The sequence below is a fragment of the Pirellulales bacterium genome (genome assembly GCA_019636345.1).
Classification (GTDB): Bacteria; Planctomycetota; Planctomycetia; order Pirellulales; family Lacipirellulaceae.
Genome location: JAHBXQ010000004.1, coordinates 126,922 through 150,795 on the forward strand (window position 1 = coordinate 126,922; position 23,874 = coordinate 150,795).

Annotated in this window: 22 protein-coding genes and 1 tRNA gene; 13 read left to right on the forward strand and 10 right to left on the reverse strand. The window is 66.0% G+C overall.

The annotated features are described in order from the left end of the window. The first annotated feature begins 20 nt into the window (after positions 1–20). From lpxI to KF688_11280, 10 genes are all read left to right on the forward strand, one after another. On the forward strand, positions 21–923 hold the full coding sequence (gene lpxI / locus KF688_11235; protein ID MBX3426243.1) for a UDP-2,3-diacylglucosamine diphosphatase LpxI: 903 nt from the start codon (positions 21–23) through the stop codon (positions 921–923). A gap of 391 nt (positions 924–1,314) precedes the next feature. Then, positions 1,315–2,295, forward strand: a complete 981-nt coding sequence (locus KF688_11240) for a sigma-54-dependent Fis family transcriptional regulator (protein ID MBX3426244.1) — start codon at positions 1,315–1,317, stop codon at positions 2,293–2,295. A gap of 656 nt (positions 2,296–2,951) precedes the next feature. Further along, complete coding sequence (locus KF688_11245) at positions 2,952–3,140, forward strand: hypothetical protein (protein ID MBX3426245.1); 189 nt, start codon at positions 2,952–2,954, stop codon at positions 3,138–3,140. Between the two features lie 365 nt (positions 3,141–3,505). After that, the gene (locus tag KF688_11250; GenBank protein MBX3426246.1) at positions 3,506–4,012 is read left to right on the forward strand and encodes a hypothetical protein; all 507 of its coding nucleotides are present in this window, start codon (positions 3,506–3,508) and stop codon (positions 4,010–4,012) included. A gap of 649 nt (positions 4,013–4,661) precedes the next feature. After that, a complete protein-coding gene (locus tag KF688_11255; protein MBX3426247.1) occupies positions 4,662–5,378 on the forward strand; it encodes a PEP-CTERM sorting domain-containing protein in 717 nt (238 codons plus the stop codon). 366 nt (positions 5,379–5,744) lie between these two features. Then, positions 5,745–6,866: a hypothetical protein gene (locus KF688_11260; GenBank protein MBX3426248.1), complete on the forward strand. Its 1,122-nt coding sequence runs from the start codon at positions 5,745–5,747 to the stop codon at positions 6,864–6,866. 201 nt (positions 6,867–7,067) lie between these two features. Next, positions 7,068–7,955, forward strand: a complete 888-nt coding sequence (gene fhcD, locus KF688_11265; protein ID MBX3426249.1) for a formylmethanofuran--tetrahydromethanopterin N-formyltransferase — start codon at positions 7,068–7,070, stop codon at positions 7,953–7,955. Beyond that, entirely contained in the window at positions 7,952–9,184 is a 1,233-nt protein-coding gene (locus tag KF688_11270) for an amidohydrolase family protein (GenBank protein ID MBX3426250.1), read from the forward strand. Before fhcD ends, KF688_11270 begins: the two co-directional genes overlap by 4 nt. Before the next feature lie 361 nt (positions 9,185–9,545). Continuing rightward, entirely contained in the window at positions 9,546–11,093 is a 1,548-nt protein-coding gene (locus KF688_11275) for a S1 RNA-binding domain-containing protein (protein ID MBX3426251.1), read from the forward strand. A 135-nt stretch (positions 11,094–11,228) separates the two neighbouring features. Continuing rightward, positions 11,229–12,362, forward strand: a complete 1,134-nt coding sequence (locus KF688_11280; GenBank protein MBX3426252.1) for a M48 family metallopeptidase — start codon at positions 11,229–11,231, stop codon at positions 12,360–12,362. 139 nt (positions 12,363–12,501) lie between these two features. Here the strand turns inward: KF688_11280 and KF688_11285 are convergent, their stop codons facing one another. The 5 genes from KF688_11285 to KF688_11305 form a co-directional block, all read right to left on the reverse strand. Continuing rightward, positions 12,502–13,089: an ATP-dependent Clp protease proteolytic subunit gene (locus KF688_11285; protein ID MBX3426253.1), complete on the reverse strand. Its 588-nt coding sequence runs from the start codon at positions 13,087–13,089 to the stop codon at positions 12,502–12,504. Between the two features lie 183 nt (positions 13,090–13,272). Continuing rightward, positions 13,273–13,851: an ATP-dependent Clp protease proteolytic subunit gene (locus tag KF688_11290; GenBank protein MBX3426254.1), complete on the reverse strand. Its 579-nt coding sequence runs from the start codon at positions 13,849–13,851 to the stop codon at positions 13,273–13,275. Between the two features lie 125 nt (positions 13,852–13,976). Next, positions 13,977–14,201 (reverse strand): hypothetical protein, encoded by a 225-nt coding sequence (locus KF688_11295; protein ID MBX3426255.1) that lies wholly within the window; start codon positions 14,199–14,201, stop codon positions 13,977–13,979. Positions 14,202–14,241: 40 nt separating this feature from the next. Beyond that, positions 14,242–15,717, reverse strand: a complete 1,476-nt coding sequence (gene tig / locus KF688_11300; GenBank protein ID MBX3426256.1) for a trigger factor — start codon at positions 15,715–15,717, stop codon at positions 14,242–14,244. A gap of 212 nt (positions 15,718–15,929) precedes the next feature. After that, positions 15,930–16,002: transfer RNA gene (locus KF688_11305), tRNA-Gly, on the reverse strand. 333 nt (positions 16,003–16,335) lie between these two features. Between KF688_11305 and KF688_11310 the strand changes: the two genes are divergently transcribed. Continuing rightward, entirely contained in the window at positions 16,336–16,644 is a 309-nt protein-coding gene (locus KF688_11310) for an ASCH domain-containing protein (GenBank protein ID MBX3426257.1), read from the forward strand. A 35-nt stretch (positions 16,645–16,679) separates the two neighbouring features. Here the strand turns inward: KF688_11310 and KF688_11315 are convergent, their stop codons facing one another. The 3 genes from KF688_11315 to KF688_11325 form a co-directional block, all read right to left on the reverse strand. Continuing rightward, positions 16,680–17,339 carry a hypothetical protein gene (locus tag KF688_11315; protein ID MBX3426258.1) on the reverse strand — a complete coding sequence of 220 codons (660 nt, stop codon included), beginning with the start codon at positions 17,337–17,339 and terminating at the stop codon, positions 16,680–16,682. Between the two features lie 127 nt (positions 17,340–17,466). After that, positions 17,467–17,883, reverse strand: a complete 417-nt coding sequence (locus KF688_11320; protein MBX3426259.1) for a hypothetical protein — start codon at positions 17,881–17,883, stop codon at positions 17,467–17,469. Beyond that, complete coding sequence (locus tag KF688_11325) at positions 17,880–18,893, reverse strand: M28 family peptidase (GenBank protein ID MBX3426260.1); 1,014 nt, start codon at positions 18,891–18,893, stop codon at positions 17,880–17,882. Before KF688_11325 ends, KF688_11320 begins: the two co-directional genes overlap by 4 nt. 220 nt (positions 18,894–19,113) lie before the next feature. Between KF688_11325 and KF688_11330 the strand changes: the two genes are divergently transcribed. Beyond that, positions 19,114–19,743: a DUF4254 domain-containing protein gene (locus tag KF688_11330; protein MBX3426261.1), complete on the forward strand. Its 630-nt coding sequence runs from the start codon at positions 19,114–19,116 to the stop codon at positions 19,741–19,743. Positions 19,744–19,862: 119 nt separating this feature from the next. After that, positions 19,863–20,987, forward strand: a complete 1,125-nt coding sequence (locus KF688_11335) for a glycosyltransferase family 4 protein (GenBank protein ID MBX3426262.1) — start codon at positions 19,863–19,865, stop codon at positions 20,985–20,987. Positions 20,988–21,011: 24 nt separating this feature from the next. On the opposite strand, the gene KF688_11340 is transcribed toward KF688_11335, so the two are convergent. Both KF688_11340 and KF688_11345 read right to left on the reverse strand, forming a co-directional pair. Next, the gene (locus tag KF688_11340) at positions 21,012–22,262 is read right to left on the reverse strand and encodes a polysaccharide biosynthesis/export family protein (protein ID MBX3426263.1); all 1,251 of its coding nucleotides are present in this window, start codon (positions 22,260–22,262) and stop codon (positions 21,012–21,014) included. Positions 22,263–22,309: 47 nt separating this feature from the next. After that, positions 22,310–23,806: a hypothetical protein gene (locus KF688_11345; protein MBX3426264.1), complete on the reverse strand. Its 1,497-nt coding sequence runs from the start codon at positions 23,804–23,806 to the stop codon at positions 22,310–22,312. Between the last annotated feature and the right edge of the window lie 68 nt (positions 23,807–23,874).

A 23,874-nucleotide genomic window follows, 5' to 3' on the forward strand; every position in this document is an offset into this window, starting at 1 on the left:
TGCCAGCCCCCGACGCCGCGATGAAGACTTCGCTCGCCATGACCGCCCCGCCGATCGGCCTGTTGGCCGGTTGGGGCGACTATCCCCTGGTCGTCGCCGCGGCGCTCCGGCGACAGGGGCATCGCGTCGCTGCACTGGGGATCCGCAAGCACGCCGATCCCGCCCTCATGGAACTGTGCGACGAGTTCGCTTGGATCGGGCTGGGGAGCCTGGGGCGAGCCATCCGCCAATTCCGGCGCTGGGGAGTTCGCCGCGCGACGATGGCCGGGAAGGTTCATAAGGCCCAGTTGTTTCAACCTGGTTGGTGGCTTACGCATCGGCCCGACTGGACTTGCTTGCGAACCTTCTCGCGTCAATTGCTCTACGGCGCGAGCGACCGCAAAGACGATACGCTGCTGAATCTGGTGGTCGAGGCGTTCGCCAAGGGAGGAATCGTGTTCGAGCCGGCCACCGACTTCGCCCCCGAACTGCTTGTGGGCGCAGGGCAAATTGCCGGGCGACCTCTCTCGGCACGACAGCGGCGGGACGTGGAGTTCGGCTGGGAACTGGCCAAGCGGATGGGGGACCTCGACATTGGCCAGACGGTTTGCGTCATGGATCAGGCCCCCCTGGCGGTCGAGGCCATCGAGGGGACCGACGCCTGCATCCGCCGGGCGGGCGAACTCTGCGGCGGCCGGGGGTTCACGGTCGTCAAAGTCGCCAAGCCCCGCCAGGACATGCGGTTCGACGTTCCCACCGTCGGGGTGAAGACCTTGCAGTCCATAGCCGCGGCGGGGGGGCATGTCCTGGCCGTCGAGGCGGACCGGACAATTCTGCTCGATGCGGCCGACTTCCATCGGATCGCCGACGAGCTTCGGATCAGCGTGCTGGCCGTCCCCGGCAGCCAGACCGTCACCCTGCTCAATCGGCCAAAAGCGGCTTAAGGCAACGCAACACGTTGTCGCAAAACAACTTGCGATTATTCATGCAGGCAGGTCCACTGCGTCCAACGGGGCCGGCAGAACCGATTCATCCGGTCCTGATTCCCTGGATTTCTTCGCCGGCGCTTGCGCAATTGTTTGAGCAGTCCTGAAGATCTGATTAGAATCAGGGCAGCAGAGGCTAGCTCGACAGGGGCATTAGGGTTGGCCAACCGGACTTTCTTGCGCCGGTCGCGGGACGGCAACTTGCCGTCTTACCCCCCTTTTTTTGGCACTATGGCTGGGCCGCTAGTGAAATGATGCGCCGTGATAACTTCTGTCAGCGTTGACGGACGTGGCACGGCAAGAACTCGGCAAGTCACTTATCTTGGACTTGCCCCGGAGCAGTGAACAGATGGCAGTAATTGCTACCCCTTCGCTGGATCGCTTTACCAATCTCCCGCCTGATGATCCAGCTCGCGTCGTCATCGGAACCGACGCCGCAGTCACCCGAATTGCCCATCACGCCGAGCGTGCCGCTCAGGTGGAGTGCACCGTTTTGCTTACCGGAGAAACCGGCACGGGCAAAGAGGTCTGGGCGCGCATGCTTCACCGGATCGGCCCTCGCCAAGGAAGGTCGTTTCTGCCGGTCAATTGCGCCGCATTGACCCCCACTCTGGCCGAGAGCCAGTTGTTCGGCCACGAACGGGGGGCGTTCACCGGCGCCGCGGGGGCCAGTCTGGGCGTGTTTCGCGCCGCCGAGGGGGGGATCGTTTTCCTCGATGAAGTTGGCGACATGCCCCTCGAATTGCAGCCCAAATTGCTACGCGTGCTGCAGGAGGGGGAGGTGACGCCCGTGGGCGCCGCTCATCCGCTGCGGGTCGACGTGCAGATCATCGCCGCCACAAACAAGAACCTGGAGGACGAGGTCGCCGCGGGCCGGTTCCGCGAGGACCTGTACTACCGGCTGAACTTGGTCGAGTTGCGAATGCCCGCACTCCGCGAACGTCCCGCCGACATCCCGATGTTCATCGATCATTTCTCGCGTCGGTTTGCCGCGAGATACCAGCGTCCTGTTTGGCGCCCTTCGCCCGATCGACTCGCCGAATTCTGCAGTTACGCTTGGCCCGGCAATATTCGCCAGCTTGGGTTTGTGATCGAGCAAAGCTACGTGCTGGAATGCGAGCCGACGCTCCCGGGATCCCGGCCTGGTCAGGACGGCAATTCCTCGCTGCCGTACACGGACCTTTCCAAGCTGCGGCGAGCCGCAGTCGAACAGGCGCTGAAGACCACCGGCGGCCATAAGTCGCAGGCGGCTCGGTTGTTGGGGATTCACCCAAACACGATGACTCGCTTGTTGGCCCAACTCGGTTCGGAGGATCAAACCGCGGAGTAGCTCTGCTGCCCGCACGCCCCCCTCGTCTTGCTCGCCATCGTCCTGACGACGACCGGCGAGCCTCGACTCTCGTCCCGCCTGCTCGTTCCGTCGCGCAACGACACGTCGCCGACGGCCCGCCTCCCCAGCGGCTGACGCACCGCTTCTTCTCGCTTCGCCATCGCAAATCCGGCTACGGATGCGCTGATGCTGCGCAGCCGCTTCGGCAATGCCAGCTTTGCTGCAACGACCTGCAACCTACTCGAACATCGCCGGCGGAACGCCTGCCTCACCATATTAGTGAGCATTCACTGCTTTAGTGATTTCATGCTAATTCCCTGCAATTGCCGAGCGAGGCTCCGTCGATCACGCGGCCCTCTCACAATCTTGGTGAGTTCGCCTCAGGCTTTCTCGGGCGACCGACATGACGCAGGCTGCATCAAACGCCGGGGAAAGCCGCAAATCTCCTCGCAGCACAGGACATTGGCACGAGACTCGCATAGACGTATCTCGACGCTCGGAGTACGCACGCAGGTCGCAGACCGGTCGTGCGGGATGATGCGAGCGTCGCATTTGTAGGTGCGTTCGCCCCCATGACGGGCAATGTCGGCAAGCGAGAGAGCCGCGACACGGGGTCGCCGTCCTCCGCTGCCGAGCGACGCTAAGGAGAAAAGCAAATGAGTCACACCCATCTCTACGAATCGGATGACATGAACTACCAGGGCGGCGTCAGCGACGGCTTCCGTCGCGACGGCAAGGCGGCGAACGGCCGCGAACGCCGGCCGGTGCATGGCCGCAAGCGGGGCAAGGCCCCTCAGTCGGTCAACGGCATTCATCGTCGCCGTCGTCGGAAGATCGCTTGGTAGTGCGCTCGCGTCGGTTGTTCAGGCCGGTCCGACAGACGGAGGTCCCGTCGGCCCGGACCGCGCCCGAGACGTTTGTGCACGCCCATGATACGCCGGCGTGAGGACGCGAGAGCGTTTGCGCGCGTGCGATTCATCCTGGGCGGGCCTTGCAGGCCGGAGCCTTCGTTTGAATCGGTCGTCGCGGGCGAGGCGGTTGCTTCCGGAAACGGTCAAGAAACGTGCGAACCTGCCATGCGATCCTTTCGCGGCGATGCCCAAGGCCGTTCCCGTTGAGAGGCGAGGCCTGCTGGGCGCGAGACGATGCAGGCGCCTTGACGGAAATCCTGCGCGAGTCGAGTTAGCTCTCGTCGATGGTCAACTTGAGTATGACGACAAACCTTTCAACCGCGCCGCAGGAACGTTGTTCCGTTCCAGAGGCTCTGCAAGCGCCGCCGCAGCTTTACCGCTGCTTGGCCGTGTCGCTGCTGGAGCAGCGGCGTCGTTTGATCGAACTGGCGGCCCTCGATGCCGACTGGCTGCCTGTCGTCGTCGCCGACGGATCGGCGCTCGTCCGCCAAGCGTTTCTGTTTCGCGCCGACCTCTTGTGGATCGACCTCCCCGAGAATCCCTGCTCGGCCGACGAAAGCCGACTGAACCTGGAACAAGCCGTGGAGAGCGTTCTGGCGATTTGCCCCGGCTTGCTCGTGGTGAGCGGCAGCGACGCCAGCGGCAGTGAAGAGACGTGGGCTCGCTCGTTGGGAGCTTGGGCCTATTTGCCCGAGGCGAGGACGCCCCTGCAACTGACCTCGGTGTTCAGCGACGTTCGCAACGCGATTCGCCGCTTGAACGCTCGTCGAGACGAATTGGAGTCGGCGACTTGGCGCGGCAGTTAGCCGTGCAGCGCCGGGCAGACTTGCTCGCCATGAGCGGGCCGCCCGCAAGAGTTCGTCCCACGGGGCATCGCGGCCAACGGAACAGGAGAAGCAGGCGACACTTCGACACGCAAGGCAGATTCTCGTCGTCGGTTTGTCAACGCACGACGAGAATCGCGAGTTCACCAGAGGGCGCCATGAGCAGTAAACGAGTCGCGGAGATTGGGGTCGATTCCTTCGACGAACCGACGGGGCGCTCGGCGCCCCAACGACAAGCCGTGCGAAGGCTGCCGGCCAAGCGAACCAAACGTCGGACTAATGCCGCCGCCGGAGGAATTCACCAGCGACGCAACCGGCGGACCTGACCGACCGCCGAACGACGCGCGACGGAACGACCGACAGAAGGAACGACGAAGGATTGCCGAGGGCCTAGCCGACCGACGCGAGACGGACGGCTGGCATGGCAGGAAGCTAAAAGAGTTGAAAGCCGCCAGCATGACGCTGACAGCCGGGCGACGAAGAAGTCGCCGCAACTACTCGAATTGACCAAGCGGCGCGGTCCTCCGGGACTCGCCGCCGCGCTGCCGGCCTTCGAGAGCCGTACGTGGCAGCGCACGTAGACATCATCCGTTGTCTTTCCCAACACTGAAACCTTTGAGACGACAGTACAATGAAATCACTGGCTAGCAACCTGCGACGAACGCTGTTCGCCGCGATCTGTCTGCTGACGCTTCCGGGCGTCGCTTCGGCGGCATTCCTGGGCGCGTCGGCGACGATCGACCAATTGACGCCCGGCATGTCGATCGGCGTCAACGGCTACACGTTCACCGACTTCAAGCTGACGCCGACCGCGTCAGTCAATCACACTCCGATTCCGCCCGAGAACTTCTCGGTGACGGCGATCGCGCTGCCCAACAACAAAGTGGAACTGAAGTTCCAGTTCCCCGGCGTGTGGAAGGAAGGCGAGTTCAGCGAATTCGTCCTTGACTTCACTGCGATGGCGCCGCAGGGATACGCCTTCATGGAGCATGGACTCTCGTTCGGTCCGGTCCTGTTCGGCGACTTGTCGGGCAACCCGTATGCGACGATCGTTGAGAAAGTGGTTCCGATGGATCCCAACAGCACGCAAGCGCCTTACACGCTGGGCGTGTTCTCGGATCCCGGCTTCACTCAACTCGTCGACAGCAAGCCGATCGTCACCCCCGCCAACAAGCTGCAGATCTCGAAAGACATCCAGATCTACGGCGGCAATGGCGACGGTCCGACGCGCGTCGTGCTGACCGACTTCAGCCAGACCTTCATGGGCGTCGTCCCCGAGCCGACCACGATCGGGCTCGCCATGATCGGGTTGATCGCAGTCACGGCCGTCCGCCGCAACCGCGGTTGAGGTCGTCGACAGGCTAAGCCGATTTGCGCAGATTCTGCGCAGGGAATAGCTCCAACGGAAAGGAGACGCACGGCGCTCGCGCGCCGTGCGTCTTCGTTTTTTCGTTTCTCTAAGCCAGCGGGGGAGTTCCGTGACGTCGCAAGTTTACGCTGCATCGGCAGCGGGCTGACGCTCAGCTCGCCGGCTGACGCCGCTTTCCAACGCGACTCGTTCCCAGCATTTCTCCGTTTTCTTGACGGCGAGGTCTCTTCTCGCTTATTTTCCCGCCATGTGCCGAGCGGCGCCCGGAACCGCCCTCGGCGTGGGGTTTTCTCTCTGTGCTGGCGTGGCGCCGGAACCGCTGCGCATCAACCGAGGAGGCATGTCATGCGAGTCGCTCTTGAGGGGTCATGCTGCGCGCTGACCGCAATGGCCGCACTGTTGATTGTCGGTCCGGCCGTCGCCCAATTCGGCGGTCGCGGTGGGGAGTACGGCGGGCGTCTGGGTGCGGATCCGGCTAGGATGGACGAAGGCATGGGCGGGTACGGCGGCGGCGAGTTCGGCATGGCAGGGCCGGCCCAAGCCGAGGCGCTCGACCGACCGGCCTCCCAGCGAATGCGCGCCGTCGCTGCGGAGCGGATCAACGCGATTCTCGATCAACCGCTGCGACAACCGCTGCAATTCTCGGAGACGCCTCTCAATCAGGTGACGGCCGTCCTGGCTGAGGAGTACGAGCTGCCGATCGTGTTCGATCGCCCGGCGCTCGACGCTTTGGCCGTCTCGCCCGAGGTCGAAGTCTCGGTCGCCGTCTCCGGCGTGTCGCTTCGCTCGGCTCTTGAACTGCTGTTGGCCGAGGTCGAGGATCTTGCCTACGTCGTCGACAAGGAAGTGTTGCTCGTCACGACGGTTGATGAAGCCGATCAACGGTTGTTCACCCGCGTTTATCCTGTTGCCGATCTCGTCGCAGGCGCGTCGTCCGGCAGATCGCACGGCCCTGCGAAGCCGAATTTTACGGAATTTGTCCACGTCGTTACGGCGACCGTCATGATCGACAGTTGGGCGAGAAACGGCACGGGCGAGGGGCAAATCGAGCCGCTCGCGCCGGGGATGCTCGTCATTACGCAGACGGCCCGCGTCCACGACCTCGTCGAGGATCTGTTGGCCCAGATCCGGCTGGCTCGCGGACGTTTGCTCGACGTGGGGCAGGTTGAGGACGAAAATCCCTTTTCGATGTCGACTCGCGGCTTCAAGCTCAGTTCGCCGGACCTCGTTGCGGTCGAGGGCGCCCGGTCGACGATTGCGGACGCTTTGCGGCGTTCCGTCCCGTGGGACAACGTCTCCGCCGGCTCCGACGAGTCGTTTCTTCACGTCGTCGGCGATCGCGTCTTCGTGCGCCACACGGCCGCGGTGATCGGGCAAGTCGAGCAGGCGCTTGATCAGCTTGGTTTGGTCGACGGCCCCGCGGCGGAACGCTCGGCGGGTCGCGGGCGACGCGGCGGAGGATTCTAGCGATGCAATCGGCGGCCGTCTGCCAGGCGAACGCCGTCCGCACAAGGTCGGCCCTGGTCATGCCCCCCGGAGCCGGAACCTGCTCGGGCGAGCGGAAGACGACAACTTGTCTCCGCCCGGGACAACGATGATGATAACCCTGTTGCTTGCGTCGCCGCTTCTTGCCCGTCGATTGATCCCCTCGCTTCGCCGCCACGCGCCATGCACCTCGGTCCTACGCTTGTCGTCGACACCTTTGCCGAGGCGTTCCGCATGCGCTTCGCTCGGCTGGTCGTCACAGCGGCCGATTCGGATTGGCTCGACGCAGCGCTGCGGGCGTTTTGCGGCTACGGGTGCTCGGTGATCGGGTGCGACGCCGAGGTCGGGATCGAGCGGTTGCTCGCCCCGGCGGAAACGCCCGACGGTCGGCCGGGGGCGGCGGTGCTCGCTTTCGGGTTCTCGACCGAGGGGCTCGCCAAGGCCGTCCCCAACCGCGCGGGGCAGTGCCTGATGACCTGCCCGACGACCGCGGCGTATAACGGTTTGGCCGACGCCGAGGAGCAAGTCCCCCTGGGAAATCGGCTGCGGTTCTTCGGCGACGGGTTCCAAAAGAGCAAGGTCGTCGGCGACCGGCGTTTCTGGCGGATCCCCGTCATGGACGGCGAGTTTCTCGTCGAGGAGACCGTCGGCGTCGCCAAGGGGATCGCCGGAGGCAACCTGATTGTGCAGGGAACGACCTCGACGACGGCGCTCGCGGCGGCGCGGCGCGGCGTCGAGGCGATCGCCGCCATGCCCGGGGTGATCGCGCCCTTTCCGGGCGGCGTCGTTCGCAGCGGCAGCAAGGTCGGCTCGCGGTACACGGGGCTCGTCGCCTCGACGAACGAGTCGTTTTGCCCCGCGCTCCGCGGACGCGTCGTGTCGGAGCTCGTCGCCGACGCCGCGGCTGCCTACGAGATCGTGATCAACGGCGTCGACGAGCCGGCCGTCGCCGCCGCGATGCGGGCCGCGATCAAAGCCGCCGCGGGCGAAGGAGTCCCCGCCGTCTCCGCCGGCAACTACGGCGGCAAACTTGGCAAGTTTCACTTCCGATTGCGCGAGGTTCTGGCATGACCCCGCGTAACGTCGCATCAGCGCGAAGCGTTGCGCCGCTCGGCCGGCGCCGGCAAGTCTTGGTCTTGCTGTGCGGCTTAGCGTCTCTGTGCGAGTTTCGACCTGCCGGCGCCGCCGAGCCGCTTGACGGGGCGGAGGGGCGGCCGTTGGCGATTGAACAGTTTCGCCCCCGGTCGCAGCTTGTGCTCGCCGAGCACAGGCCGGCTCGGGCGAAGTTTCCGGTGGTCGACGTCCACGTCCACTGCCGGCACAAGTTGATGCAGTCTCCCGCGGCGCTTGACGAGTTCGTCCGGTTGATGGACGACCAACGGATCGCGGTTTGCGTCAGCTTGGACGGGGAACTGGGCGATCGACTTGTCGAACATCTGGCGTTTCTCGCCCCGCATCGCGATCGGTTCGTCGTGTTTGCGAACATCGACTGGCAGGGCTCCGGGCGGGAGGACGATCCGGCGACCTGGGATTGCCAGCGGCCCGATTTCGGCCGTCGCACGGCTGTTGCGCTGGCCGAGGCCAAGGCCGCCGGGGCTGCAGGGCTCAAGGTCTTCAAACAACTGGGGCTCGGATATCGCAACGCCGACGGCACGCTGGCGACGATCGACGACCCGCGATGGGACCCAATCTGGACCGCCTGCGGCCAGCTCCAGTTGCCGGTGCTGATTCACGTGGCCGACCCGCGGGCGTTTTTCGATCCGGTCGATCGCTTCAACGAGCGGTGGGAGGAGTTGTCGCGGCATCCCGAGTGGAGTTTCGCCGGGCCCGAGTTTCCGACGCACGCGGAGCTTCTGGCGGCGTTTCATCGCGTCGTCGCCCGGCATCCGCGCACCGCCTTCATCGGGGCCCACCTGGGGGGCGATCCCGAGGACCTCGCGGCGCTGGGGCATGCCCTCGACACGTATCCGAACCTCCATGTCGAACTGGCGGCCCGCATCGCCGAACTGGGCCGGCAACCTTATACCGCCCGGGAGTTCTTTCTGAAGTATTCCGATCGCATCCTGTTCGGCACCGACGGTCCGCGCAATCTCGCCCGACTGCGACCCCACTGGCGGCTGCTCGAAACCCGCGACGAGTATTTTCCTTACGCCGAAGACCAGTACCCGCCGCAGGGGCTGTGGAACATTTACGGCCTGGGGCTCCCTGACGAGGTGCTGCGTCGCGTCTATGCGGAGAACGCGGCCCGGCTCATCCCGGCAGTCGCCGAGCGACTGGCGAAGGCGAATCGGGGGAGATAGCGAAACGGGGGCGGGGCTCAGGGACAGCGGCCCGATCGGAGGACAAGACTGGAGCGGCAGTGCGTCCCATCGTCCGATGATCCGAAAATCCCATGGCCCCATCGTCTCGCGGTCCCCTGAATCCGAATCCTTCCGCCAGCGGTCTCCGCTAGTTGCACCCTGCTCCGCCCCGCTGGTACACTTGGCGCTTGGCCGGACGACGGGAGCCGGCCGTAACTTCTACGTTTGCTGAGGTTTCCAGGCGGCCTTATGACGTCGCCATGCGGCGCGTCTTGCTCGCGCGCTCGCCGTCGCCCTGCGACCGGCCGTCAATCGCGTCGATGGCTTGTGCGGAAACCGACTCGTCAGGACCCATACCGCGATGACTGTTGAATCCGACGACGCGCCTCGCCCCGAGGAGTCGACCCCTGCTTCCCCGGATGCTGCGCGGGAGTCAGTCTCGGCGCCGCCGGCTTCTGCCGTCGGCGACGAACCGGCCGCCGCGGCGCCGGTCCCCGTTCCCGCTCCTGGCGAAGCGGAGCGGCCCAGCGATCGGATTCAGATCGGCTCGCAACGCGAAGGGACCGTCGAATCGCCGAAGCCCGCGGCGCTCCCCATCGCCGCGTCGTCGCCTGCTCCAGCGGCTGCGCCCCCCGCGGCGTCCAAGAAGTATCCCCCGCCGAATATTCGCGGTCAGTTGCCGCCCGAGTTGCAGGCCGAGTTTGACGCGGCGGTCGGGGAAGGTTCCGTTGAGTCGCTCCTCGAGCAATCCGTCGAAGCCGCCAAGCAATCGACGATCGCTCCCTCGACGAAGATGACCGCCCGCGTGGCGAGTCTCCACGACGAAGACGTGTTTCTCGATCTGGGCGTGCAGTATCAAGGCGTCATCCCCGCGAAGCAATTTGAAACGCCTCCTGAGATCGGGGCCGAATTGAACATCCTCGTCACGCGCTTCAACGAAGATCAGGGGATGTACGAAGCGACCCTCCCCGCGGCCGCGGTCGACGTCGGCAACTGGGACGAGGTCCACGAGGGTCAGGTCGTCGAGGTGACCGTCTCGGGCGCCAACAAGGGGGGGCTCGAATGCACCGTGGCGAACATTCGCGGCTTCATCCCGATGGGGCAGATCTCGATGTTCCGCGTCGAGAACGCCGAGGAGTACGTCGGCCAGCGGTTGGCATGCGTCATCACCGAGGCGAACCGCAAACGCAAGAACCTGGTCCTCAGCCACCGCGCCCTCATGGAGCGCGAGCGGAAGGAAAAGCGCGAGGAGTTGCTCGCCGAGATCGCCCCGGGGCAAATTCGCGAGGGGATCGTCCGCAGCCTGCAGGACTTCGGCGCGTTCATCGACCTGGGGGGCGCCGACGGGTTGATTCACGTGAGCCAGCTTAGCTGGGAACGCGTCGGCCATCCCAACGAAGTCCTCACCGTCGGCCAGCAGGTGAAGGTCAAGGTCGAGAAGATCAACAAAGAGACCGGCAAGATCGCTCTCTCCTACCGCGAGGTCGGCGAGAACCCCTGGGCCAAGGTCCCCGAGCGCTACCCTGTCGGGACAACGGCCAAGGGGACGGTCACCAAGCTGATGCAATTTGGCGCCTTCGTGCGGCTGGAGGCCGGGGTCGAGGGGCTGATTCATATTTCCGAACTCGGCCATGGCCGGGTGCAGCGCGTCTCCGACGTGCTGAGCGAAGGACAAGACGTCGAGGCCAAGGTGCAAAGCGTCGATGTCGACGCCCAGCGGATCGGCCTGTCGCTGAAGGCCCTGTTGCCCAAGCCCGAGAAGCCCCCCCGCGAAGAAGCTCGCCACGCCCCCGAACAGCCCGATCCCGAGGCCGAGAAGCGCCGCGAGCGCCGTCGCCGCGAGGCCGAGCACCTCAAGGGAGGCCGCGCCGGCGCCGGAGGCGGCGAGATGTTCGGGCTGAAGTGGTAGGCGAGTCCTGAAGCGTGAGGAAGGCTGCTGGGGGTGACTTCGCGTCGCCTGCGCCGGACGCTCACGCGCTGTCGCCGTCGATAAGTCTCGGTCCCCCGCCCTTCCGCATCCACTTTTCCCCCGCACCCTCCTCTCATGTCCGACTTCACTGGCGGCGTGTTCTCGGAGCGGATCGACGGGGGTCGAGCCGGCGCGACGATCACGCTCGCTCCCGAGGGGATCGTCGCGTTCGCCTCCGACGGCCAGCGATTCACCGTCCGCTGGGGCGACTGCCAGCTGGAAATGGGGGGCGCCAGCGGGCGAATGGTTTTCTGCCGCAATGCGGATCGCTCGCTCACGATTTTCTGCGAGGACAAGCGGTTCCCGCAGGCGCTCGCGCAGGCCCGCGGCTCGGGGCTCAACGAGCAGGTCGAGCAGATGCTCGTGCTGCGTCAAGCCCGGGGACGCCAAGGGCGCGGGCTCCTTACGTTGGGGTTGGTCGCGCTGGGGCTGCTGTTGGTCGGCGGTTACTACGGCGTGATGGCCGGGGCGCGGGCAGCGCTCAAGGCCCTGCCTCCCAGCGTCGATCGCACGCTCGGCGATCACGCCTTCACGGCCATGGAGAAGGAAGGGCCCGAGCTTCGCGACCCCGTGGTCGTCGACGCGATCGAGACGATCGTCGAGCGGCTCGGCAAGCACGCCAACGCGGGGCGGCAAGGGGACGCGGCGTTCGATTTTCGCGTCCACGTGATCCAGGCCGACGTGCTCAACGCCTTCGCTCTGCCGGGGGGGCAAATCGTCGTCTTTACCGGCCTGATCGCGGCATGCGACGACCCGAACGAACTGGCCGGCGTGATCGCGCACGAGATGGCCCACGTGACGCTGCGGCACGGCATCGAACGAATCGGCCAATCGATGGGGCTTGCGCTGGCGGTCAATCTGGTATTGGGCAACGTCGAAGGGATCGCCACCGCCGGGGTCGAGTTGCTGCGATTCGCCACGCAGAACAAGTACAGCCGTGAACAGGAAGCCTCGGCCGACGCCGAGGGGGTGCGGATGATGCACGCCGCAGGGCTCGATCCGCGCGGGCTGTCGCGGTTCTTCGCGAGATTGAAGGCGGAGGGCCAAGGCCGAGTTCCCAAGGCCCTGGAATGGATCAGCACCCACCCCGACCATGACGCCCGGATCGCCGCCGTCGACCAGCAGGTCGACGGCCTCGCCGCCAAGCCGCTGGAGCCGCTGGAACTCGAGTGGGCGGAGGTTCGCCGCCGGTCGCGGGGAGAACGATAGTGCGATCGCTCACGATTTTTGGACAGCGGCGGGGGCCAGAATAACGGTCCCTGAAGCCTGAAGGGCGCGCGGGAAGGACTGCGCCCACGCGGCGCAACGTAACATTCCCCGCCCGGCAAGAAAGCCGCTGAGGCTCCCCTTACGCCCCCATTCGGCTGACGACCTTGTCGATGATCCGGTACTCGAGCGCTTCCTCGGCCGACATGAATTTGTCGCGGTCAGTGTCTTTCTCGAGTTGCTCCATCGTCTGGCCGGTGTGCTCCATCAGGATCCGGTTGAGCTTTTGCTTGGTCTTCAGATACTCGGCCGCGTGGATCATGATGTCCTCGGCGGTTCCCTCGGCCCCGGCGGAGGGTTGATGGATCATAATCCGCGAGTTGGGCAGGGCGTGGCGCTTGCCCGCGGCGCCGGCGGCCAGCAGGACGGCGCCCATCGACGCGGCCTGTCCCAGGCAGTAGGTGGCGACGTCGCAGGTGACGAACTGCATCGTGTCGTAGATCGCCATCCCGGCCGTCACGCTGCCGCCCGGCGAGTTGATGTAGAGGTGGATGTCGGCCTTGGGATCGTCGGACTGCAGGAACAGCATCTGCGCGACGATCGCGTTGGCCACCTCGTCGTTCACCCCCGAGCCGAGGAACACGATTCGGTCGACCAGCAGTCGGCTGTAGATGTCCATGGCCCGCTCGTCGCGGCCGGACTTTTCAATGACGTAGGGAATGAGCGGCATGACGGGCCTCGATTGACTCTGCTGGTTGTGATCGGTTTCTTTCGCCACGGAGGGCAGGGCAAACGCCAAGACGCAAGGGGACCTGCCTGAATGCAATCAAGCTAGGCTCGTCCCTGGCAGTCCTCCGCGACCCCTGTGCGCTCGGTGGAGGATTCCATGTCGCTGCGCCCGGCGGGCAGCCGACTATTCGTCCTCGGCCGCAACAGTTTGCTTGTCGAGGATGTCGTCGACGACGCCGAAGTCCTTCGCCTCTTGGGCCGACATGTAGTAGTCGCGATCGCACGCCTTGTGGATGTCCTCGACCGTCTTGCCGGTGTGGCCGGCGAGGATCTGGTTGAGGACCTCGCGGGTCTTGATGATTTCGCGGGCCTGGATTTCGATGTCCGAGACCTGCCCCCCGACCCCGCCGTGCGGCTGGTGGATCATCACCTTCGAGTGGGGCAGCGCAAACCGCTTCCCCTTGGCGCCGCCGGCCAAGAGCACCGCCCCGCCGCTGGCGGCGAGCCCGACGCAATAGGTCGCCACAGTGGGCGAGATCATCTGCATCGTGTCGTAGATCGCCAGGGTCGCGGTGACGCTTCCTCCCGGCGAATTGATGTAGAAATGGATGTCCTTGCGGCGATTGTCGCTCTGCAGATACAGGAGCTTCATCACCAGCTCGTTGGCGTTGCCGTCGTAGATCTCCCCCTGGAGAAAGATGACGCGGTTTTCCAAGAGCAGGTCGCCCAAGGTCATCTGCCGCTGCCGCTGATAGTCGCGCATCGCGGCGGCGAGCAGCGGGTCGCGATGCGGCGCATCGAATGGCGAGCCGTGGTTCACGGGGCAATCTCCTTAATACTCGTGCGCCAAGCGACCTTGCCGGAGGCAGTGCCGCCGGCTTCGCTCGATTAGTTTCTGTTTGCGGCCGAAGCCTCGGCCCTGCTTCTCTCGCGTTGGTTGGCGGCGTCGATCTCGGCGAGCAGCGCCTTCCTTGCTTCGTCTCGAGTCACGCCATGCGACTGACTGTACGCGGTCACGCGTTCGGTCGGAACGGCGATTCCGTCGCCGACGAGGGTGAAGGTCGGCGCGCTGCGAGCACAACCGAGCGCGACCAGGACCGTCGCCAACCGCATCCGATGCATGTCGGGTCTCCTCGTTCCGCCGCGGGCGAATCTACGCCTCTTCGGCCGTCTCGGCTTCGTCCTTGGCTTCGGGGATCGCGTTGGCCCCGGCGCCGCCGGCGGCCATGTTGATCGCTTCCTCGGTCAGTTTGGCCGGCTCGTACGGTTGGTCTTTGAACTTCGCTTCGGCCTGGACCCGTTCGAGAACTTTGCGCTCGACGATCTGGTTCTGCAACACGTCCATCAGGCCCCGCTTCTCGATTTGGGCCCGGACTCGGCGAGGCGACTCGCCGCTTTGCATGGCGATCAGGAAAATTTCCTTGTCGAAATCTCCCTCCTCGGCCTCGATCTTCTCTTCCTCGGCGATCCGCTCGAGCACGAAATGCTCCTTAAGCGCTTTGGCGGTCGAGGCGCCGCTGTTCTGCCGGAGATTGTTTTCGTGGGCGCGGATCTGGGCTTCGCTGAACCCCGCCCGACGCAACTCCATGACGGCCCGTTCCAGTTCGCGGGCCGTTTGCCGCTTGAGCAGGCCCGGCGGCAGGTCCCAGTCGGCCTTCTTGGTCAGTTCCGCGGCAATCTGCTTGCGGGCGATCTTCTGCTGCTCGTACTCGAGCTGCCGGACGAGATTCGCCTTGATCGCCTCGCGCAGCTTCTCTTCCGACTCGAAATTGCCGATTTCGGCCAGGAAATCTTCGGACAGTTCTGGGAGCTTGAGCGTCTTGATCTCGAGCACGTCAAACTCGATCTCGATCTCCTTTTCGCGAAGCTCCTCGTTCGGGGCGTCGGAGGTCAGCTTCACCGTGCCGGCGCGCTTGTCGCCCGCCTTGGCGCCGACCATCAGCTTGTCGAAGCCTTCGAGGCTGCCGTCGAGGAAGCTCAACTTTTCGCGGATTCGCAGGACCGCTTCCTCTTCCCGAGCGACCTCGGCCCCGTCGTGCCGGGCGACGATATTCGCCACGACGTAGTCGCCCGCTTCGGCCGCCCCGTCGAACGGCACGAGCTGGCCGTAACGCGACAGCATCTGCTCAAGCTGCACGGCGACGTCGGCGTCGGTGAATTCGCGGACCGGGCGTTCGATCGTGAGGCCCTTCCACTTGGGCATCTCGAACTCGGGACGAACTTCGATGTCGAACTCGAAGGTCATCGGCCCTTCGTCGGGGACGTCGACCCCCTCGAGGTTCAACTCTGGTTCGCTAATGGCCGTGAAAATGCTGTCCTCGCTGATCTGGCTCAGGCTGTCCATGAGCAGCGAGCCCTTGATCTGCTGGACGACCTCGTCCTTGAACTTCCCTTCGACGAGCTTGCGCGGCGCCCGGCCGACGCGAAATCCGGGCACGGCGGCCGTGGCCATCATGCCCGAGTAGGCCTCGTCGAGGTACCGCTCGATATCGTCGCGCGACACCTGCACGGTGACGTGCCGCTCGCAGGCGCTGGGGGCGTCGACCTTCACGTCGAGGGTGAGCCGTTGCGGCTTCTCCTCAACGGCGGTTGCGGAATCTTCGACTTCGGGGGCGTCATCAGCAGACATCGGCGCGGGGTCCCACGATAGGGAGTGAGCGGAGTCGGACCCTCAGCATCGCCCCGCCGAACGACTCGCCGAACAACTGCTTGTCGAACGACGCGTCGGGCCGGGCGAGCGGCGAAGGCCGCAACGGGTCCGGAAAAACAATCCTTGCGAAACAAACCAGCCCGCAACCCTCTGAACCAGAAAGTGCGGGCTGAATCAATTCCAACCTAAAGAGCGGGTGATGGGATTCGAACCCACGACAACAACGTTGGCAACGTTGTGCTCTACCAACTGAGCTACACCCGCGCTGTCGGGACCGGCCTGACGCCGCAACGAACCGCGATCCCATTCTCCCCCTCGGGAAACCCGACGGGAAGGACATGCGGCCGGCGACCACAGGGACCGGCGAGACGCCGGCGAGCCGTCCAGTCCCGCAATTATAGGAGCGCCGGGGGGGTACGCAAGGGGGACGACCGGCCCCCGGCGGGCTCGTCGGACCGGGGCCAAGCCGCAGGCGCCCGCGTCCGCCTGACTCCGCCTGCCAAGCGGGGGCTATCCTTCTGCTCGCTTGACGCGGCGCGATCCGATAGGCTGGTCTCCGACCGCGGCCTCGGCCGCTCGGCCGACAGCGAGGGGACCATGCTGCTGTTCAAGAAGAAGTTCCTCCCGGCGATTCGCGCCGGCGCCAAAACCCAGACCATCCGGCTGTGGAAGCACCGCATGATGCGCCCTGGGCAGCGCAGCTACGTCCCGGGGGTCGGGCCAATCCGCATCGACGGAGTCGAGGAGGTCGCCGTCGAGGGGCTCACCGACGCCGACGCCGTTCCCGACGGCTTCCCGACCGCCGAAGCCTTGCGGACCGAGCTCCAGACGATCTACGGAGAGAAACTCGCAGCAGGCTACAAGGCGTTTCGGGTGACGTTTCAGGTGGCTGCCGGCGAATCGTGACTGGCGATCGGCGGAGTACGACTCGGCGCCAGTCACTACAGATTAAACATCTCCTGCATCGCCTGCGCGACCTGCTGTGGGTGGTACAGCATGTGGACGATGCTGACTCCGATGAGCGCCGCGGCGACTGACAGCAGTCCCATGGCGCGCGGATTGCGCCCGACCTGGAGTTGGCCAAGCCGGTCGCGGAGCGCCGCGCTGAGTTGCCGCCAACCGTCGATGCTCTGGCGGTTGCCGCTCGAAACAAGCGAGGCGTGCCGCATGACGTCCCAGGTCTCCAGGTGAAGCTGCACGCCGAGGGTCGGCAAGGCGAGGCTGTCGCCCGCCCAGCGCGATTGGGGATCGATTTCGCGGGCCGCCTCGGCCACGAGCGGCCTCAATTCCTCGCCGCTGATGTTGTAGATCACCAGCCGGGGGCGCCCCAACAGCACGGCCAACCACACCCACAGCCAGTAGAAGACCAACAGGAACAGCCAGACGTAGTTGCCGAACTCGATGGAGGCCGCCTCGGGGCGAAACAACTCGATCGGCCCCACGAGCACCAAGCCCGATGCCGCGGCCCCGAGCGCAGCCAGATCGCTCCCCCCCGAGGTGACGAAGGGCCGCCGTCGCACATTGAGCAGCCCGATGAGGACGAAATACGCCCCCACGGGGATCAGCGCGAGGGCCAAACGGAGCGGGTCGGGAAGCATCACCGGGGCGACGAAGGGTTCAGGGAGCCGAGTTGTCGGGAGAGAGATCCTGGGGCGAGCGAGCCCCATGCTACTTTCCCCGGCGCCTTGACGGAAGCGACGCCGCCGGCGCCCGGTGCGGCTTGCTTCGCTAGTTCTCCGACCCGCGGGAATCGGCGAGCGTGTTTTGCCGCCGCTTCAGGGAATCGGCCAATTCCTGACGCAAGGCGGCCAGGGCTTCGCGGCGATGTTGATTGCGCAGGTCGCGGTAATCGACCACGCCCAGGACGGCCAATGCGACGACCGCCGCGAGCAACCCGAACAGATAGGCCGTGACGGCCCCCGGGTGAACGGGTACGACGCCGTTCAGCATGATCGCCGCGCCGATCAACGCCATCAGGCTGCTTGCGCACGTGCGGCGTCGCAACATTCGGAGCTGAGACGGGATTCCCGAGGTCCCCCCCTTCGCGGTTGCCCGGCGGAGCTCCTGCCAACTGCGATAGTGAGTCGCCAGCAGCGCCGCAGCGATGGCGACGACCGCGCCTCCCGCCCAATCAGCCGCGCTCACCGGGGATCCTCCGGCGTCGCCTCGGCGAGCCAACCGCGAGCCCAAGCGAGCACGACCCGTCCGACCTTGCCGAGCGACTCGGCCGAGCAGTTCTCCGGCACGTCGGCGGTCGTGTGCCAGTAGCTGTTGAGCGGATCAGGATAGTTGAAATCGATAATGTCGCACGCGGGGATGCGGGCGATGTTGTGGAGCGGGATATGATCGTCCTGGATCAGGTTAGGCCACTCAGTGCGCTGAAACTCCCACACGCCCAACTGGCGAGCCGTTTCCCACAATTCGTCGACCAGCCACTTTGAGTCTTCCCAGCGGTTGCTGGAACCGTCGTAGCGGATCCCGAGCTGCTTGTCGGCGATCATGTCCAACAGCACCGCCGCCACGTAGCGATGATTCGGCGGCTTGTCGCGATATTTCCGGGCGAAATGGGTGCTCCCTAGGAAGTACTCGCCCCGTTCGGCGATGACGTACTCCTCGCCGTCGAACAGCACGAGATCGACGCCGCGCGTCCCGCCGAGGCCGCGCAAGTGCCGGGCCAATTCCATCAGCGCGGCCGTGCCGCTGGCGCCGTCGTTGGCGCCGACGAACGTGCCGCGGCGCCGCTGCCGCTCCTCGGGATCGCGATCGGGCAAGGGGCGGGTGTCGTAGTGGGCGCAAAGGATGATCCGCTGGGTCGCCGCGGGGTTGAGCGGCACGATCAGGTTGGCCATCGGGAGCGCTCCCCCCTGGAACCGATCTCGCGTGGAACGAAACTCCTGTCGCTCGACCTTCAGCCCCAGCGACGCGAAATGTCGTTCGAGCAGCTGCTGCTGTTCGGCCATCCCCGGCGAGCCGCTGTAACGGGGCCCCAGGTTGCACAGTTCTACGAGTTGGCCGAACGCCCGCTGACCGTCGAAGTCGGCCGGCGCTTCGTCCGCACGGCCCGGCGTAGGCGATAGCACTGCCAGCAGCGCCGCCAAGCTCGTGGCGACCACGATCCGTCGACGCCGGAAAACGCCCTGCTTCAGTTGCGGCATGATTTTTCCGTGCGGGTGCGCGGGGCGTCGGCGGGAAAGAGGGCTCGTCGGCTAGCATTCTAGTCGCCCGTCGACTCCGGGACGAGCGACGTTCCCGCTGCTTGTCTCCCGCTGCCGCGGAGAACCCGCCTTGGCGACGTTCGCAGCGTTCCCTAGACTCCCGCCCCCGCGTGAGCCCCGGCTTCCAGTCGCCGGACGCGCCCCCCGCCCCGATCCCAGGATGACAGGCATGTCCTTTCACCCCCGCAAATTCGTCGACTCGGTTCTGAAGCTCCACCGCGATGCGGTCGTCCGCTGGCACGCCGAGGAGCCGGACAATCCCTGTCAGGACCTGCTGGCGATTGTCTGTCAGCAGCATCAATACAACTTCTTGCTGTGGCACGAGGAAGACGTCGCCCGCAGTCCCGACGTCAGCGATGCGCGGATCGCGATGGTGAAGCGCGCCATCGACGGCTACAACCAGCAGCGCAACGACTGGATCGAGCGGATCGACGAGGGGCTCATCGACCAGTTGTTCCAGCAGAGCATCATGCCCCGCCGCGACGCGACGCTGAACACCGAAACGCCAGGGAGCGCCATCGACCGGCTGTCGATCATGTCCCTGCGGATCTATCACCTGAAGGAACAGCGGGCCCGGACCGACGTCGACGCCGCCCATCTGCAAAAAGTGAAGGAACGCCTCGACCGCTGCCGGCTCCAGCGAACCGACTTGGCCTGCTCGCTGACCGAACTCCTGGAAGACGTCTTCGCCGGCCGAAAGATGCTCAAGGTCTATCGGCAGATGAAAATGTACAACGACCCGTCGCTGAATCCGTACCTGTACGGACGCGGGCAGCAGCAAGTGGCGTAGCGAGCCTGGTGAACGGCGATTGAAGCAGCGCTCGCAGAGTGCGCTCGGCGCCCGGCAGCAACCATGATCGCCGTCAATTTGCTTTCGCCTCCTCCCATCGCCAATCGCCACGCCCTCTCATGCCCTCCCTCGCCGCCGATTGCCGCGTTTCGCCGAGCGCCGCACTCGTCGGCGCCCGCCGGACGTTTCGCGTGCTGCAGGTTATCACCCCCTCGCACATGTCGGGGGCTGAAACCCAGCTTGTGCGGATGGTGCAGCGGATGGAGCAGCGGGGGCACTTCCTGCCGGTGCTCGTCAAGCACGGCGGCGACGTCCCCGCCGAGATGCGACGCCGCGGAATCGACCCCGCCACCGGGCGAATCGGCGGCAAGGCGAACCTGTTCGCCCCGCTGGTGATCGGCCGCGCGGCCCGACGCCTCGAAGCCGAGATCGTCCAATCCGCTCTCTCGACCGCCAGTTGGTGGTGCGGGTGGCTTGAGTCCCTTGGCGGTCCCCCCTCGCTTGGGCACGTCCACGGGTTCACCTCGGCCGCGTGGCACCGTCGGCAGCGACACCTGCTGGCCGTGTCGCAATCCGTCAAGGACGACCTCGTCGCTCAAGGAATCGAGCCGCAGCGGATTACGGTGCTGCCGAACGCGATCGATCCGGCCGAGTTTCGCCCGCAGCGCGACCCGCTCGCCGTACGCACCGAACTGGGGGCCGACGCGACGACCCCCGTCGTCGGGACGTTCGCCCACCTCGGCGAGAAAAAGGGGCATCGCGAACTGTTCGCAGCAATTCCCCGCGTGGTCGCCCGTGTGCCGAACGCGCAGTTTTGGATCGTCGGCCAAGGCGTCCTGACCGCGGAACTGCAACAAGTCGCCGAGCGCGGCGGGTTCGCCCGCCATGTCAGGTTCACGGGATTCCGTCGCGACGCGGCAGACCTGATGAACGCAATCGACGTGCTCGCCCTCCCCTCGCACCGCGAGCCGTTCGGGCTGGTCTACATCGAAGCCGCGACCCTCGGCAAACCGTCGGTGGCGTGTCGCGCGGGGGGCGCGGTCGAAGCGGTCGCCGACGGCGAGACGGGCCTCCTCGTCCCGCCGCACGACAGCGAAACCCTCGCCGAGGCGATCACGACGCTCTTGGAAGACCCGTCGCTGGCCAGCCGCATGGGCGCCGCCGGCCGGGAGCGCACAGCCGACCTCTTCGGTTGGGACCGCTACGCCCGCACGCTGGAAGGCGTATACGATCGGTTGGCGTAACCGCACTGGCGGGGGCGACGATCGCTAATTGCTGATCGAGCGGAAGTTGTTGAAGTTGAAATTCCCGAACGAGAACTGCGGGAACATCGCGTAGAGACCGTTCGTAAAGAACTGGTTGATAAACTCGTTGACGACCAGGATCGGCGCCTTGGGGACGACGACGATGTCGCCGTCGTTGAGCCAGATTTCGTCGGCCGGCGCCGGGCGGCGGGCGTAGAGGGCGCCCTGGATGTCGAGCATCGTCGCCATCAGCCGCCAGTCGTCGCCGCGACGGAACACGACCACCTGCCGGAGGTTCGCCCCGGGGATCCATCCGCCGGCCATGCTGATCGCCCCCATGAGACTCGTCGGCCCGTCGAGCGAGTACCGTCCCGCGGTCCGCACCTCGCCCAGGACGAAGACGTTTCGCGGCGCCCGCTGGGTCAGCACGGGCGTGATCTCGACGCCGGGGATCATCGCCCGATACCGAGCGTTCAGTTCCATTTGCAGCTCGTCCAGGGTGAGCCCTTGGGCGCACACCGCCCCCAGCGCGGGGAGATAGATCCGTCCGTCGGGGTTGATCGTCGTCTCGAGCCGCAACCCGCCGCTGGCGCCCTGCCGAGCGTCGACCGAGTCGATCAGATCTTGCAGCCGCGTGTTGAACAGGATCGGCGTCACCGTGATCGCGGGGACCTTGTAGAACTTCTTGTAGCGCTCTTCGAGCTGCAGTCGCAGCGCATCGACCGTCAGATGAGCCGCCCGCACTTGTCCCAGCAGCGGCAGGCTGATCGTGCCGTCGGGCTGGATGATCAGTTCCCGGCGGATGTTGTCCTGCCCCCCGTCGGCGCTGCCGCCGCCGGCCGCGTCGCCGGTGAGCGACTCGACGCGGATCGTATCGCCCACCTGCAGCGCATACGGCCCGTCGTGCGACTCGCGCGTCAGACGGAAAACGAACGACACCTTGTCATCGACGCGAATGCGGTACTCGGGGACGTGAGCAGTACGGGCGTGCCCCACGTACTCGCCTTGGGCATAGGCCTGCCAGTTGACATGGCCGCGAGACTCCCAGCCCGGTTCGCCCCGACCGGCGCCGGCCGTTCCGTCGACGCCCCAGATCGGGTGAGGCGCCGCGGGCCCAAGCGCCTGGCACAGTCGCACTTGGTCCCAGGGGACGCACCGAGAGGTCGTCGCCGCTGGGCCGGGCCACTCGGTCCGCGGCATCGGCGCCCGCAGCGCCGCCGCGGTCGCGGCAAGACTGGCTCCGATCAGGCAGGCGGTCGCAAGCGGGGTGCGCATAACGTCAATCGGCGAGCAGAGGTTCAATCGTTCGGGGAACGGCTTGGTCATCGCATGAACCGCGCCGCGTCAGGAATCGCCATCGACTGCGGCCCGACAGGATTGCGAGCGGTTTGCGCGGGCCATCCGCCGGGCGCCGATTGCGAACCGGGAACAGCGAGCGCGCCGTACGCGGCGCCGTCGGGGGGCGCGACCTGCGCGAATTGCTGCGGCGGAAGCCACGCCACACGCGGGTCGGGGATGCGCGCCGCGAGTTGGGCCGCATACCGATTGGCTTGCTCGGCGCCTTCGAGATTCCCCAGCGACCGCTCGACGCGTGCCAGGTTCTTCAGCACCGTGGGGTCGGGTTGCTCGGCAGCAACTTGACGCAACAGGCTTCCCGCCTCGGCGTAGTGCCCGGTTTCGGCCAGCAGCACGCCCAACTCATGCGCAGCGAGGTAGTTGTCGTCCCGCGCGAGCAGCGCCGCCTGCTGAAAGGCGACCGCCCTGCGCACTGCCTGCGGGTAGTCGGTCGCACCGGGGGAGTGCATCTGGCCGTGAAGCTTGCCCAAGGCGTGCAGGGCCATCGACCCGGACGCCTCGCCCGCCACCGCGGCAGCGAGCTTGGACTGGGCGTACTGGCAGTAACGGTCGGCAAGCGCCACGGGCGAAGCCCCGCCGCGCGGGTCGCTTCTGCCGATCGGCGTCTTATGCGAGCGGACCAGCACGTCGATCTCGACCTTCGCGTCCGCCTGAGCGGGCAGGGCGAGGAAATCGTTCGCCTCGTCGAGCGCCCGCAACCCCGCGGCCAACGCCATGCTGCGGCGCACCGTGCCCGTGCGCGCGTCCTTCGCCTCGGCGATCAGCTTGAGCGTGCCGACGAATCTCTTTTCCGCGGCATAGTAGGCGCCGCGGCGGGCCAGCTCATATCCTTCGCGGATTTGGCGGCGTGCTCGGTCTTCGATTTTCTGGCCTGTCATCGACCCCGAGAGCGTGAGGCGATTGTTCGGTTGGCCGGCCTCCGCGACCTCGCTCTCGGTCGGAAGGACTTGCCCCTGTAATTCCGCCAGTTCGGTCGCAATGCTTGGCGACGGGGCCGATGGAGACTGCCGAGCGACGTCTGCCTCAGGAACGTCAGCCTCAGGAATTGACGGGAACGCGAGCGATTGCTCCTGAGGCGGGTCCGCGGGGCGGGGGAGTTCCGTCGGCGGCATCAGCATGGGGCCTGGCGCGGGGGTCGGAACGACGCCGTACGCTTCGCCCAAGGACGCCGAGTCGGGCGCCGCGAAGTCCGCAATCGGGGCCTTCCAGGTCGGAACAAGCGGCGTGGAATCAGCCGGAGTCGGAAGCGTCGGCTGCGGGGCGGATTGTCCTTCGCGCTCCACAGGGGGGGGCGGCGAAGCGAACGACCAAGCCGGTCCGCCGGTAACGACCGTCGGCGGCGACTCGAACTGAGACGCCGGTGGCTCGGCGTAGCGATACGCCCAGGCGACCAGCGGGGTCGCCGCGCACGCGACCCACACCCATCCGGGCGTCGACGACGATTGGCGATACCGCTTCCGCATAGCGCCTTCCCTGGCTCGACGGAGCACGGCGCGAACGCGCGACGCTCCAGGCGCAGAATCCTCCTGCG